The sequence below is a fragment of the Pseudidiomarina piscicola genome, from assembly GCF_902806985.1.
GTDB classification, from domain to species: Bacteria; Pseudomonadota; Gammaproteobacteria; order Enterobacterales; family Alteromonadaceae; genus Pseudidiomarina; species Pseudidiomarina piscicola.
On record NZ_CADCXY010000008.1, the window covers coordinates 41,167 to 56,180 of the forward strand.

Consider the following 15,014-nt stretch of genomic DNA (forward strand, 5'->3'; position numbering starts at 1 on the left):
TAAAACACCTGTTTAAATTCATTGTTTGATTTTATAGAGGTGTTGTATGGCTGACTATCGGGTCCCTCGTGACGACATGCAGTTTTTGCTGCAAGACGTTTTCCAAGTAGAGCAAGATTGGGCGCGCTTCCCTGCGCTTGAAGACGTTGACATGGATATGGCGACGGCCATTATTGATGAGGCGGCAAAGTTCACGGAAACCGTGATTGCTCCTCATGCTCGGGCTGCCGACGAGGAAGGTGTTCGCTTTGATAACGGCAGCGTTACAACACCGGAAAAATATAAAGAAAACTTCCAACAACTTGCCGCAGGTGGTTGGGTAGGCGTCACCGCTAACCCAGAGTTTGGTGGTATGGGCTTACCTAAAGTGGTTTCTGCGCAATATGAAGAAATGCTTTGCGCGGCGGATATCTCGTTTTCACTCTACCCAGGACTTACCGCTGGCGCGATTATTGCGATTGACGCGCATGGTAGTGATGAACTGAAAAGCTTATATCTACCCCGTATGACAGCGGGTGAGTGGACCGGCACTATGTGCTTAACTGAACCTCATGCCGGCACCGACTTGGGTATTATTCGAAGCAAAGCTGAACCACAAGAAGACGGTAGTTGCGCGATTACCGGAACCAAAATATTTATCACCGGTGGCGAACATGACTTAACCGAGAACATTGTTCACTTGGTGCTTGCTAAATTGCCCGACGCACCTGCTGGTAGCAAAGGTATTAGTCTATTTTTAGTACCCAAATTCTTACCTGATGCGCAAGGCAATGTGGGCGAGCGAAACAGTCTTGAGTGCGGCTCCATCGAGCATAAAATGGGTATCCATGCCTCTGCAACTTGTGTGATGAACTTTGACGGTGCCAAAGGTTGGCTTGTGGGTGAACCTCATCAGGGCTTGCCGGCAATGTTTACGATGATGAACTATGAGCGTTTAGGCGTTGGTATTCAGGGCTTAGGCGCAGCGGCTCGCTCGTACCAGAATGCCTTAGAATACGCGCAAGATCGCTTGCAAGGGCGCGGTGAAAAGGCGACCCGCGAAATGGACAAAGAGGCCGATCCGTTGATTGTGCATGGCGATATTCGCCGCATGTTATTGACCATGAAAGCCTTTGTAGAAGGTGGTCGTGCTTTCTCTAGCTATGTTGGCCAGCAGCTTGATATTGCGAAATACAGTGACGATGCCAACGAGAAAAAGCGCGCGGATGCGCTGGTTGCATTGTTAACCCCAATTGCGAAAGCATTTATCACTGATACCGGTTATGAAACCACAGTGATCGGACAGCAAGTATTTGGCGGTCATGGCTATGTTCGCGAATGGGGACAAGAACAGTTGGTGCGTGATTGCCGTATCGCGCAAATTTATGAAGGAACAAACGGCATCCAGGCCCTCGACCTCCTTGGCCGTAAGGTTGCAGGTTCGCGTGGTGAATTGTTAAAACCACTGTTGGCCGACATTCAAGCCTTATTAGCTGAACCAGTGCCAGAACTTGCTACGGAGTATGCACAGTTGGAGCAGGCGGTCGCGCGCGTGAGTGAAGTGACGGAGCAGGTGCTCGGACAAGTTATGCAGGACGAAAACGTTATTAACAGCGTCGCAGTAGAGTATTTGCACTTGTTAGGCTACGTTATCTACGGCTACTTATGGTTACGGATGGCAAAAACAGCACAGCCACTGTTAGCTGAACGGCCTTATTTGTCGAGCAAGGTGAAAACTGCGAAGTTCTTTATGGCGCGCTTATTGCCGCGAGTTGAAAGCTTGGCCGCCGCCGTCGAAGACGGCAGCCAATCGCTTTACTTACACGAGTTGAGTGAGTTTTAATCGCCCAACGACAGTAAGGTAGCATTACCGCCAACTGCGGTAATGTTATTCGATCGGGTTTTCTCAGTAATAAAGCGGGTGAGGTAATGTGGCCCACCTGCTTTAGGCCCGGTTCCCGACATACCACGTCCACCGAACGGCTGTACGCCAACCACTGCACCAATCTGGTTGCGGTTAATATACACGTTACCAACGTCAATGCGGCGGGCAATATCAGCTGCGAAGGTTTCATTGCGGCTATGAATACCAAAGGTCAAACCAAATCCGGTCGCATTAATGCTTTCAATCACATCGTCTAGGTTGTCAGTTGAGTAACGGATAACATGCAAGATCGGACCAAAGTTCTCTTTCACCAACTGATTGATGCTATCGATCTCAATCGCTGTGGGCGCTAAGAACGTACCACCGTCGGTGTAGTCTGGCATGGGAGCCCGCGCAATTAAGCGGCCCGCTTGTGAAATATCACTAATATGTTGCTCAAGGTTACTCTTAGCGACCCCATCGATGACTGGGCCTACGTCGGTTTCATGGAGCAAGGGGTCACCAACGTTGAGTTCAGCCATAGCGCCCTTGAGTAACTCGATGACGCGGTCGGCAATGTCATCTTGAACGAACAATACCCGAAGTGCTGAACAGCGTTGCCCTGCGCTTTTGAATGCGCTGGCGACGATATCAGTTACAGCTTGCTCAGGCAGTGCTGTTGAGTCAATAAGCATGGCGTTTTGCCCACCGGTTTCCGCAACCAGCGGCACTATGGCACCGGTTCGTGCAGCAAGAGCTCGGTTAATCGACTGTGCGGTATACGTTGAGCCCGTAAAGCAAACACCACCGATATCTTCTTGGCTGACTAAGAACGAGCCTACTTCAGCGCCGCTACCAGGCATAAAATGGACCACATCGCCAGGAATACCAGCTTCAAGGAGTAACTGCACCGCGCGAAAGGCAATCAAACCAGTTTGCTCAGCTGGCTTGGCAATAACGCAGTTACCGGTAACGAGTGCGGCAACCACTTGACCAGTGAAAATAGCTAACGGGAAGTTCCAAGGGCTGATACAAATAAAAGTGCCTCGGCCTTGCACAAAGAGCTCGTTGGTTTCGCCCGTCGGCCCTGGCAGTGTTGTGCCTTCGCCCATAAGCTTACGAGCTTCGACCGCGTAGTAACGGCAAAAATCGACGGCTTCACGGACTTCATCGATACCGTCCTGCAAACTCTTACCAGCTTCCAATGAGCATAAGGCAATGAGTTCGTCGCGGTTGGCTTCCATTAAGTCAGCAAACTGTTCAAGTGATTTAGCACGAACTTCAACGTCGGTATCACGCCAACGACGATAGGCCGCGTTAGCGCTGTTCAAGGCTTTTTCGGCAAGTGCTTTATCGCCCCAACTAATACAGCCAATTTGGCGCTGATTCTCTTGTGGGCTGGTAATACTAACTTGGTGGTGGGCATCAGCCACTTCACCGTTAACGATAGGGCCACCTTGCCATTGTTTGTCACGATACTGCTGAACCGCAGCAATAAAGTCGTCTGCTTGTGAGTGAATATTCATGTTCAATCCTAACGAGTTTTTGCGATCGCTGAAAATCTGCGTCGGCAGGGGAATCTTGGTATTTGCTAAACGTTCGTACTTGGTAATCGTACGCATCGGGTGTTGTATTAACTCATCAACTGGGGTCGCGGGGTCAACGAGCTTATGCACGAACGATGTATTCGCACCGTTTTCTAATAAACGTCGCACCAGATAGGGTAGCAAGTCTTTATGCTTACCAACCGGCGCATAAATGCGAACAGTGGTGTTTGGGTCTTCCTGCAGTAGCGTGTCGTATAAATCGTCACCCATGCCGTGCAGACGTTGGAACTCAATGCGGCGCTGGTAGTCTTGATTCATCTGCTGAATCGCGACCACGGTTTGCGCATTGTGTGTGGCAAATTGTGGATACAGCGCACCTTCAGTGGCTTCGCACATTAAATAGCGCGAGCAGGCGAGGTAACTAATGTCGGTATTCGCCTTGCGAGTAAACACTGGGTAACCGGTTAAGCCGTTTACTTGGCAATGCTTGATCTCGGTATCCCAGTAGGCACCCTTGACTAATCGTACTGGGATTTCGTCGCCACACTCTTTGGCGAGAGCGGTTAACCAGCATAAAGTAGGTAACGCTCGCTTGGAGTACGCTTGCACCACCACACCAAATCGTGGCCAGCCCTTACAAACACCGCTGCGATAAACTTTTTCGAACAGCTCGAGTGATAATTCATGGCGATCAACTTCTTCGGCGTCAATGGTTACGCCTACGTCTGCTTCTTTCGCTAACTTAACGAGATCGGTCAAGCTTTGCGCAAGCTCAGTCAATACCCGATGCTGATTGGCTGACTCGTAGCGTGGATGCAGAGCTGATAGCTTTATCGAAATGGTCGGTCGCGGCGCATCGGGATTGTTAAAGTCTTCTTTAGCAACGGTTTTTATCGAGTTCACGTAGTCTTCGTGGTAACGACGTGCGTCGGCCATGGTGAGTGCGGCCTCGCCGAGCATGTCGTAGGCATGAGTGTAGCCTTTGTCACGGTTGTTACGGCTATTTTTTAACGCCTCTTCGATGCTACGGCCGAGCACAAATTGTTTACCCATGATACGCATGGCAGCATAAGTTGCTTTACGTACCACCGGCATACCAAGACGCCGCGTCAATCGTCGGAAGACGCCACGTGGGCTTTGCATAGGCAGCCCAGTGGGGTTGATAACAGAGTTGGTCAGAGCTAAGCCCCAACTGCCTGAGTTCACCAGCCAAGATGCGCTTTCCCCCATATGCTTCTGCCAGTCGCCACCGGACAACCGGTCTTGAATAAGTGCATCCGCAGTATGACTATCGGGAATTCGTAATAAGGCCTCAGCCAGGCACATTAAAATAATGCCTTCTTTGGTATCAAGACTGTATTCTTGTAAAAACGCATCAACCCCACCACCTTTCGCGCGATCGCGCACGGTGTTCACCAGTTTGGCCGAATTCTCGGTAACTGTATCTAAGGTTGCATCATCATTTGGAACCAATTGCATCAGCTCTTGCAGGTAGGCATCTTCGTCAACTAGATAGTTTTCGGTGATAGCGCTTTGCAAGGCTCGAAGATCGGAACCTTTAAACTGAGCCTGAAGTACTTCACTGGCTTTGAACATAGCATCTCCTATGGGACTCAGCGCGCGGCTGGATTGGGCATAATTCGAGCGCCAGTATAGGGTTTTTTTGGCCCTCGTAAAGCCCTTGTGATCAGTTTTTTAAGTTTCCTCTTTGTCGGCCACGGTGCAATTTTTATACGCCCCTGTCAAGCCCATATAAGTTGACCCGTCGACGGCCTGCGAGTACCGTAGATAACCATATGTAGTCAACGTACGAGAGAGTCTTTGTGAGCCAGGAAATTGAGATCAAATTATTAGTTGAAGGCGCTTCAACCGAGCAAGTGCTGGCACTGTGTCAAAGTCTGGCCAAAGATGCAGAAATGGCCGAATTAGAGCTCAGTAATAGTTATTTTGATACTGAAGACCTACGTCTACGGCAACATGATATGGGGCTGAGGATTCGCAGCCGTGGTACCGAACGTGAGCAAACCATAAAACTCGCAGGAGAAGTCTTAGGAGGGGTTCATAGTCGCCCTGAATACAATACAGTTATTACTTCTGACAAACCTGACTTAACTTTATTTGAGGAAGACATCTGGCCGGATGATTTTCCATTGTTCGACATTAATCGCGACTTGGTAGAAATTTTCCGTACTGACTTTACCCGCTATCGTTGGCATTTGCCTAGTGGCGAGGGACGTATCGAACTGGTCTTTGATCAGGGCACAATTAAAGTAGGTGAAAATGAACGTCCATTGGCTGAAATTGAGCTTGAAGTACAGCAGGGCGATATCACCGATGCGTATCGCTTGGCACGTCGCTTTATTACCCGATTGAATGCCCAGCTGGGTAGTTTGAGTAAGGCCGCACGTGGTTATATGCTCGCCGGCAAAACGGTTTTAGAACCTTTCACACACGCTCATTTTGTGCCACAAAAAACCAATGATGATGTTGGAACCGGACTTTATAGAGCACTCACCTATGCATTGCAGTACTGGCAGCATAATGATGCTTGTTTGACCGAGGTGCCGAGTGTGCGCGCTGTAGCCGGAATTACGGATGGTATCCGACTAAGTAAGGTGGTGTTGCAACAGTTGGCGACGCTTGAGGTTGATGTGGATGATCACATTTTGCGACTCGAGCAAATGCTGGGTCATCTCGGCTGGTTGAGCCGTTATGATGGCTTAACGGAGTTGACCGCTGACGATGGTGCTTATCATCGTGCGCTTAAACAATACCCCAAGCTTTTTGAGACGATTCAAGAACAACAAGAGCATGCGGTGCAACTCGAGTTGGTACAAAGCTTGAGTGTGCGCGACGATTATCAGTTAACACTGTTAGAGCTTGGGGCACTGTGCCATCAACAGCCACGCCATGAACAAATCGCCGAGCTCCCCTTAAGGCAGTGGGCGAGCCAACGACTGCGAGAAGACTGGCAAAATGTTATTGATGCTTTTGCGCGCCCAACCGAGTTGAAACCGGAGTATTACCTGAAACAACTACCATTATTACAAAGCTCGCTGCAGCTAGGGTACTGCGTGGGCTATTTATTCAACGAGGAAGATCGCGAACTGTTTCGAGCGCCGTGGCAAGATCTGGTTCGCGGGATTCGTGAAATCATGGCGCTCAAGTTACTACGCGATGCCATCAGAGATGAAGATGATAGCCAGGCGGAACGTTTACTCAACTGGCAAAAAGTCCAGTTAGAGTCATTGCTTTATGCGCTTGAACGTTCGCGCAAGGCAGCATTGAAACAAGAACCTTATTGGTTGGGTTAATATGGATAAGGTTCAGCAACTGAAAGAGTTTTGGTGCGCAACCAGTGAATTTATCGCAAGTGTCTGGCGCAATGATGCGAACGCGATCGTCACCGATAACGAAGGGCAGGTTCAACTACCTGCACCGGAAAGCTATGCAGCGCAGTTGCAACAGGCACTAACAGAGGTTGACAGTGAAGAAGAAGCGCAACGTGTGTTGCGTCGCTACCGTCAGCGTTGGTTTGCGAGTTTGGCGGCGGCCGACTTAGCCAATCAACTGGAGTTGAAACAGACCCTGCAGCATATTTCGGCGGCCGCCGATGCCTTTATTATTGCTGCTCGCGACTGGTTGTACCCGCAACTTTGCCAACGTTATGGCGTGCCACGTGATCACCAAGGGGAAGCCCAGCCTTTATTAATCATTGGAATGGGGAAGTTAGGTGGTTACGAGCTTAACTTTTCGTCGGACATCGATTTGATTTTTTGCTACCCAGAGCAAGGCGAAACTGATCATCCGCGAAAGCCTATCGAAACCAACGTTTTTTTCACCAAACTGGTGCAGGGGCTGGTGACACTCCTTGATAGTGTCACGGCAGATGGTCGAGTGTTTCGTGTTGACCTGCGCTTGCGGCCTTTTGGTCAATCGGGCCCAGTCGTTACCAGCCTTGCCGCGCTCGAATACTACTATCAAGAACAAGGGCGTGACTGGGAACGCTACGCCATGGTAAAGGCGCGGCTGATTGGCGCTGCGGAGGACTATCAGCAGCAGTTAAGTCAACTGTTACGGCCTTTTGTTTATCGGCGTTATATCGATTTTTCGGCCATTGATGCCTTGCGTAAAATGAAAGCTTTGATCACTCAGGAAACCCGCCGCCAAGGGGTGCAAAATAACCTTAAGTTAGGGCCAGGTGGGATCCGTGAAATCGAGTTTATTGCGCAAACCTTTCAACTTATTCGTGGTGGTCAAGAACGACAGTTACAAACGAATTCCGTTTACCAAGCCTATGCGGCCATTCGCGAACTAGAGCTGCTACCCGTCGCAAGTGTCAATGAGCTGCTGGCAAACTATGAGTTTTTGCGCAAAGTGGAACATGTGCTGCAGCAGCTTAACGATGAGCAAACACAGAGTTTGCCTGATGACCCTGAGCATCAGCAAAGGGTCGCCGACGCTTTCCAAACCGACTGGCAAACACTCTATCAGCGTATTCGAGATGTAATGGAGCAAGTGCATCACCAATTTCAAAATGTTATTGGCGATAATGAAACCGACGAAGAAGACGTGGGTGCGTTGCAGCTTTTGTGGCAAGACATGGTTGAAGATGACACCGCTTTAGATGTTTTGCATGATGCGGGTTTGAATAAGCAACGGGCACAGCAAATATGGGCCTTGGTGGCAGACTTACGTTATGAGGTACGGCGCCGTGGTAGTGGTCCGCGCGGGCGCAAAGCAATGGCTAAATTGGTGCCATTACTGTTGCAGCGAAGCCTGCCATTAGCCGATGCTGAAGTCGTTCTCGAACGTGTATTTAAAGTTTTGCGGCGCATCATGAGCCGTACTGCTTATGTCGAACTACTCGTAGAGAATAGCGGAGCGTGCGAACAATTAATTAAGCTTTGTCGTGCCAGTGAATGGATGACTCAGCACATCGCAAATTTCCCGATTTTGCTTGATGAGCTGATTGACCCTCAGCACCTCTATGAGTTGCCCAAGGTACACGACTATCCGGCAATTATTAACGATTACATGGTACGAATACCAGAGCAGGAAGACGACTTAGAGGCACAAATGAATGCGCTGCGTCAGGCGCGGCAGTCGTGTCAGTTAAAAATTGCGGCGGCTGATATAAGTGGCGCATTGCCATTGATGCATGTGAGTGATCATCTGAGCTTTCTTGCCGAAGCGATTATTGAACATGTGGTACAACTAGCGTGGCAGCATTTGGTCGCGCGTCATGGGTGTCCGCCGGGACGAACCCTAAGCGACACTGGGCTTGCCGTGATCGCCTATGGCAAGTTGGGGGGGCTTGAGCTCAGTTATAGTTCGGACCTTGACTTAGTCTTTGTCACTGATGGCGACTACCAAGGTGAAACCGATGGTGTAAAGCCGTTGGAAGTGCAGCAGTTTTATTTACGGTTAGCACAGCGAATTCTGCATTTATTCACCACGCGTACCATGATCGGCGTACTTTATGAGGTTGATATGCGGCTGCGGCCCTCTGGCAAAGCCGGGCTATTGGTGAGTCGCTTGTCGACCTATGCCAGCTATTTACATGATGAAGCGTGGACCTGGGAGCTACAAGCTCTGGTACGCGCCCGCCCGGTGTATGGTAGCCAACCGCTGCGAGAAAAATTCAACCAATTGCGCCAGCAGCAGTTAAGCCGCCCGCGCGATGCACAGAAGTTAGCTCAGCAGGTGGCCTCTATGCGTGAAAAGATGCGTAGTCATAATGAACGCCGCGATGCTGGCGCAAGCACAGCTCGCGCTTTTGATCTCAAGCAGGGGGTTGGAGGCATTACCGATATTGAATTTTTGGTGCAGTTTTTAGTGCTACGTTTTAGCGCTGAGCACCCGGAGCTGGCGCACTTCACCGACAATGTGCGCTGTATCGAAGTTGCCGGCAAACTCGGTATTTTGACCGTCGACGAAGCGCAACAGCTAACCACTGTGTACATACGGCAGCGCCAATGGCTACACCAATTGGCGCTGGATGACAGTGGTTCTTTAACCTATCGGACGGTCGATAACGAGCGCCAAGTGGTTAGCGAGGCGTGGCAGAAGTGGTTTGTAGACGCTAGCGATAAAGACTAGGGTCGTCTTCGTTTGGACGGGTTTTAAAGCGTCTATGCACCCATAGATATTGTTCTGGGCATTGTTGAACTGCGTATTCCACCATTTTGTTAACCCGTGTGACATCTGCGATCGGGTCAGCGGTTGGGAAGTTGCCAAACTCAGGGTAGAAGGTGACGTCATACCCGCTTCCATCGGCGCGCCTAAAGCAAGTGGTCGACAGTACAGCACACTTCTTGCTGGCAGCAAATAATAAGGTTCCCGTGGTAGTGCTGGTTTCTTTTACCGCAAAAAACGGTGCGAACACTGTACGACGGCGGCCATAATCTTGATCGGGAAGGTAGCCAGCAATTTCGCCTTGCTCAATGGCTTGTTTCATACTGCGCACATCGGTCCGCGGGATCATATATTTGTTCGAACGGCCGCGTCCACGGGTCTGCAGAAATTCCATCAAGGCATTGTTGTGGGGCCGATAAAGCCCCACCGCGGGCTTAATAAAGCCGTGCAATCGAGCATGCACCTCAAGGCTAAGGAAGTGAAACAACAATAACAGCACGCCCTTGCCTTCTCGCTGGGGCGCCTCGAGGTGTTCAACACCGTGTAAATGCAACTTCCGGCGAATACGCCAATCGGGCCACCACCACGCCATACCAGTTTCGAAAAAGGCGATACCGGTATTTTCCATATTGCGTTTTACCAGAGCTTCAATTTCATCAGCCGATTTATCGGGAAAGCAGAGTTCAAGATTGCGACGCGCGACACCGGCCCGTTTCGGCACGAATTTATAAAATAGCCGACCTAGACCGCGGCCCATCGCCAGCTGCCACTTGTAAGGAAGCCATGAAATAAAATAAAGAAGGCCGACCCCTAACCAGGTCAGCCAATATTTGGGGAGTAAAAACCTTGCTTCAAACTTAGGTTTTTCAATTATTTTCATTAATTAAACTTGCGTTAATTGCCATTAGATCACGTTCACTAATCTTACCTGAAGCTTGTTGCAGTGTCAGTGATTGACGAATGTAGTTATAACGCGCGGTCGACAAGTTACGACGAGCATTAAACAAGTTTCGTGTGCTATCAAGTACATCAACAATAGTACGGGTGCCAACTTCGAAACCGGTTTGTGTTGCTTTAAGCGCACTATCGGCGGAGACGACGGCCTGCTCTAAAGCACGAATAGTGGCAATAGCGGCGACTAAGTCGTAATAGGCACTACGTACTTGGCGTTCAACGTTTCGACGTGTGAACTCAAGCTGTTGGCTGCTAGCAACGTAATTGGCTCGCGCTTGTTCGGCTTGTGATGAGGTACGAAAACCACTAAACAAAGGCACATTTAGGTTGACCCCAATCGACGAGCTATCCATACGAGGCGGGTTCGAGGTGCGACCTAGAACTTCGCTTTCGCTATCTTGCGTCGACAATGAGCCGCTCAATGAAACCTGTGGGTAGTGCCCAGCTAGCGCTAAATCGATTTGTTGGTCGGAAATTTCGACGGATACGCGCTGTACCAAAAGCTGTAGGTTTTTGTCCTCAGCAGTCGCTACCCAGTTATCTGCATTTTCTGGGTTTGGCGCGCTCGGTGAAAAGTTCTTCGTATCTAGTTCAGCGATATCTTGATGATAACGTCCGGTAATTTCACGTAGACTTTCTTGCGCGATTTCCACTGCGTTTTTGGCTTGGATTTCACGCGCAACAGCATTGTCAAACTGTGCTTGAGCTTCATGCACGTCGGTAATGGCTGTTAAACCAACTGAAAAGCGTTGCTTGGTTTGCTCAAGTTGACGTTCAATGGCGCGTTTTTCGGCTTGCGCGAACTCTAGGTCATCTTTGCGCTCAAGTACGCTAAAGTAGGCGTTGACGACGCGTAACATCAAGTTTTGACGTTCACTGAGGTAGTTGACTTCAGCTTGATAGGCTTGTTTATCAGCTATTTCAGTTTGTTCCCATGTCGCTTTGTTGAAAAGCGTTTGGCTTAAGTTAACGCCAGCGCTCCAACCGGTACTGGTAATGTCGTACATAAAACTATTACCGGAACTATCGAAGTCTTGGGTTTCACGGGTGCTACGCGAGTAGCCAGCTTGAAAGCCGACCTGTGGCCACCAACTAGCTTCGGCAATATTCACCCCTTGGCGAGCAGCATCTCGTTGGGCTTGAGCTTGTTTTAACGTAGGATCATTTTGCAGTGCGAGTTGAAAAATCTGCGCAAGGTCGTCAGCATAAGTGACTGAGCTACCTGCTGCAAAAGAGAGTCCGATTAGAGCTGAAAGAAACTTTTTTTTCATGAGTTCAGTTGTCCTGATAGGTTTGTCTGGCTCAAATGACTGTTGCTAATGGGTCGGTATTTTACATACACATTTGAATGATTACTAGCATACATCCGATAGTACGCACGAATCATGCTTTTAGTTGCAACGGGACGTGCTTAAATGTAACCAAATATAAGAAGTATGCACTTATTTTCATTTTTTTCCGTAATCAACGTAGACATCTGACTAAGGCAAAAGGTTTACCGTGCAAAGATTTAATCATGACGATTATCAAATTCTCGAGAAAAAATCACTACGCAAGGGCTTTCTTAGCCTGTTTAGTTACCGTTTAAAGCACAAGCTGTTTGCCGGTGGTTGGTCACAGGAGTTTGAACGCGAAATCATGGACCGCGGGCATGCGGTTGTGGTGCTACCCTATGATGCGGAGCGCGACGAGTTGGTGCTACTCGAACAATTTCGGATTGGTGCACTAGAGCAAAGTGATTCGCCATGGCTGCTCGAATTTGTGGCCGGAATGATAGATAACCCCGACGAAACGGCTGAGTCAGTAGCGCATCGAGAACTGGAAGAAGAGGCTGGGCTGCACGCCCATCAGCTTGACTATGCGCTGACGTATTTATCGACTCCTGGCGGGTGTAGCGAAAAGATCTCTATCTATCTTGCCCATGTGGATAGCAGTAAAGCTGCCCGACACGGCGGTCTGGCAAGTGAGAATGAAGACATACTCGTGCACGTGCTTCCGCGAACTGAAGTGGTAGAGCTGCTAGAGCAAGGAAAAATTAACAATGCCGCGAGTGTGATTGGGCTACAATGGTTGCAATTACACTTGGCTGACATTCGAAAGCAAAAATAGACGAGGCTTATGGCTACTGACGTGGTGCGAAAACGTTATCAATTTGATTTGGCAGCGCTACAGCGTCTGGCAGCGTTAAACTATGCTGCGCTAGAAAGTATTGTGCTGCAGCTAAAGCAAGGGCGAGAACGGCTGATTAAAGTCGGCGCGAACTTGCACTTTCGCATTGCGGTAACCGAACAAGCTCGTTACACCACCGACGTTAAAATTCGTCAGCATGCACTAGAAAAACAACTGCCTGGGTTAGTAGAAACCGAGTTGGACGTGAGGCTCTATCACGACGCTCAGCTTGCAGAAGTAACGCGTAGTCAAAATGTTAGCCGACTTGAAGCGGTTTATGCGCAGCCTAATAAAGCGATGCACCATGCCAATGAAAAATTTCAAGTGAATCGTTTTTTGCAAGAGTGGCTGGAGCTTATTCGCGAACAAGGGCTAGCAGGCGAATACTAACTTGAGTTTCCGCTCATCCTGTAACAGTATATGAGCATCCTATAACAACAATTCTTGTCACCAAAAAGAAGAGCGCATGTCAGATTACAAAGCAGATGCGATTGAGGTCCTCAATGGCCTAGAGCCGGTGCGTCGCCGCCCGGGAATGTACACAGATACCACTCGTCCGAACCATCTTGGTCAAGAAGTTATTGATAACAGCGTAGATGAAGCACTTGCTGGTCACGCTCGCGAGCTATTGGTGGTTTTGCATCCTGATCAATCGCTAGAGGTACAGGATGACGGCCGCGGTATGCCCGTAGACCTGCACGTAGAGGAAGGTGTGCCTGGGGTCGAGTTGATTATGACGAAACTCCACGCAGGCGGAAAGTTTTCGAACAAAAGCTATAACTTTTCAGGTGGTTTACACGGGGTCGGTATCTCAGTAGTGAACGCGCTGTCGACGCGGGTTGACGTTACCGTAAAACGTGACGGGCAAGTGTATGAAATGGCTTTTGAAAATGGTGACAAAGTCAGTGAACTAACGGTTACCGGTACGGTTGGCAAACGCAATACCGGTACCAACTTACATTTTTGGCCAGACCCCAAGTATTTTGATTCGGCAAAATTCTCAGTATTAAAAATGACGCATTTATTGCGTGCTAAAGCGGTCCTTTGCCCAGGTTTAAAAATCACCTTCCGTAACCTCATTGATGACAACGAGCAAACCTGGCAATACCAAGACGGTCTACGCGATTATTTAGTGGAGGCGGTAGAAGAACTACCGACTCTGCCAGAAGAACCTTTTATCGGTAGCTTCAGTGGTAACGAAGAGGCCGTTGACTGGGCCGTTACCTGGTTGCCCGAGGGCGGAGAAGGAGTCACTGAGAGCTACGTTAATTTGATTCCAACGCCGCAAGGTGGCACCCATGTAAATGGCCTACGTCAAGGCTTACTGGAAGCGATGCGAGAGTTTTGTGAGTTCCGAAACTTATTACCGCGCGGTGTTCGTCTAACGCCCGAAGATATTTGGGAGCGTTGCACTCATATTCTTTCGGTGAAAATGCAAGACCCGCAATTTGCCGGACAAACCAAAGAACGACTGTCGTCTCGCAAATGCTCGGCCTTTGTCTCAGGGGTAGTGAAAGACGCCTTTAGCTTGTGGCTGAATGAGCATACCGAGCAAGCGGAGTTGTTGGCTGACCTTTGTATTAATAATGCCCAGCGCCGCATGCGAGCCAGTAAGAAGGTGGTGCGCAAGAAAGTCACGCAAGGGCCACCGTTACCCGGTAAATTAACCGACTGCGCAAGTCAGGACCCAGCGCGTAGTGAGCTGTTCTTAGTTGAGGGTGACTCTGCGGGTGGTTCCGCAAAACAAGCGCGCGATCGTGACTTTCAAGCGGTAATGCCGTTACGCGGTAAAATCTTAAATACTTGGGAAGTCGAGTCGGACCAAATACTTGGCTCGCAAGAAATCCATGACATCTCAGTTGCGTTAGGGGTTGACCCTGACTCGGAAGATCTTGAAAAGCTGCGCTATGGCAAAGTCTGTATCTTAGCGGATGCCGACTCTGACGGTTTGCACATCGCCACGTTGTTATGTGCGCTATTCGTGCGGCACTTCCGTGCACTTGTTAATGGTGGCCATGTGTACGTAGCAATGCCTCCCTTATACCGGGTGGATTTTGGGAAGGAAGTATTTTACGCCCTCGATGAAGACGAAAAGCAAGGTATTTTAGACCGTATCGAAGCAGATAAACGCAAAGCCAAAGTGAATGTGCAACGGTTTAAAGGGCTTGGGGAAATGAACCCATTGCAACTGCGAGAGACCACGATGGACCCCAACACTCGACGTCTCGTGCAGCTCACTGTTGATGACGACAGTGCAACGGAAGAATTAATGGATATGTTATTGGCGAAGAAGCGTGCCAGCGACCGCCGCGATTGGCTGGAAAGCAAAGGCAACCTTGTCGATCTGGCTGAGCTGTAAGGAG

8 protein-coding genes and 1 pseudogene are annotated in these 15,014 nt (G+C 49.4%); 6 read left to right on the top strand and 3 right to left on the bottom strand.

Annotation, left to right across the window (positions count from 1 at the left end; all coding sequences use genetic code 11):
• Positions 1-46: 46 nt before the first annotated feature.
• Positions 47-1,822 carry an acyl-CoA dehydrogenase C-terminal domain-containing protein gene (locus tag PSI9734_RS11425; protein ID WP_173921254.1) on the top strand — a complete coding sequence of 592 codons (1,776 nt, stop codon included), beginning with the start codon at positions 47-49 and terminating at the stop codon, positions 1,820-1,822.
• On the opposite strand, the gene putA is transcribed toward PSI9734_RS11425, so the two are convergent.
• Positions 1,819-4,986, bottom strand: coding sequence for a bifunctional proline dehydrogenase/L-glutamate gamma-semialdehyde dehydrogenase PutA (gene putA / locus PSI9734_RS11430; protein ID WP_173921255.1), 3,168 nt, complete (start codon positions 4,984-4,986; stop codon positions 1,819-1,821). The two genes, PSI9734_RS11425 and putA, sit on opposite strands and share 4 nt — an antisense overlap.
• A 227-nt stretch (positions 4,987-5,213) precedes the next feature.
• On the opposite strand from putA, the gene PSI9734_RS11435 reads away from it, so the two are divergent.
• A complete protein-coding gene (locus tag PSI9734_RS11435) occupies positions 5,214-6,704 on the top strand; it encodes a CYTH domain-containing protein (protein ID WP_173921256.1) in 1,491 nt (496 codons plus the stop codon).
• 19 nt (positions 6,705-6,723) lie between these two features.
• A pseudogene (gene glnE, locus PSI9734_RS11440) lies at positions 6,724-9,492 on the top strand (bifunctional [glutamate--ammonia ligase]-adenylyl-L-tyrosine phosphorylase/[glutamate--ammonia-ligase] adenylyltransferase); the annotation flags it as partial.
• Here glnE and lpxL read toward each other — a convergent pair.
• Positions 9,476-10,402, bottom strand: coding sequence for an LpxL/LpxP family Kdo(2)-lipid IV(A) lauroyl/palmitoleoyl acyltransferase (gene lpxL / locus PSI9734_RS11445; protein ID WP_173921291.1), 927 nt, complete (start codon positions 10,400-10,402; stop codon positions 9,476-9,478). The pseudogene glnE and the gene lpxL sit on opposite strands and share 17 nt — an antisense overlap.
• Complete coding sequence (gene tolC, locus PSI9734_RS11450; protein WP_173921258.1) at positions 10,395-11,753, bottom strand: outer membrane channel protein TolC; 1,359 nt, start codon at positions 11,751-11,753, stop codon at positions 10,395-10,397. The genes lpxL and tolC overlap by 8 nt, the downstream gene beginning before the upstream one ends.
• 229 nt (positions 11,754-11,982) lie before the next feature.
• On the opposite strand from tolC, the gene PSI9734_RS11455 reads away from it, so the two are divergent.
• The 3 genes from PSI9734_RS11455 (at position 11,983) to parE (ending at position 15,010) form a co-directional block, all read left to right on the top strand.
• Positions 11,983-12,591, top strand: coding sequence for an NUDIX domain-containing protein (locus PSI9734_RS11455; RefSeq protein ID WP_173921259.1), 609 nt, complete (start codon positions 11,983-11,985; stop codon positions 12,589-12,591).
• Positions 12,592-12,600: 9 nt separating this feature from the next.
• Positions 12,601-13,041, top strand: a complete 441-nt coding sequence (locus PSI9734_RS11460) for a DUF1249 domain-containing protein (RefSeq protein ID WP_173921260.1) — start codon at positions 12,601-12,603, stop codon at positions 13,039-13,041.
• A gap of 76 nt (positions 13,042-13,117) precedes the next feature.
• Positions 13,118-15,010 carry a DNA topoisomerase IV subunit B gene (gene parE, locus PSI9734_RS11465; protein WP_173921261.1) on the top strand — a complete coding sequence of 631 codons (1,893 nt, stop codon included), beginning with the start codon at positions 13,118-13,120 and terminating at the stop codon, positions 15,008-15,010.
• Positions 15,011-15,014 lie beyond the last annotated feature (4 nt).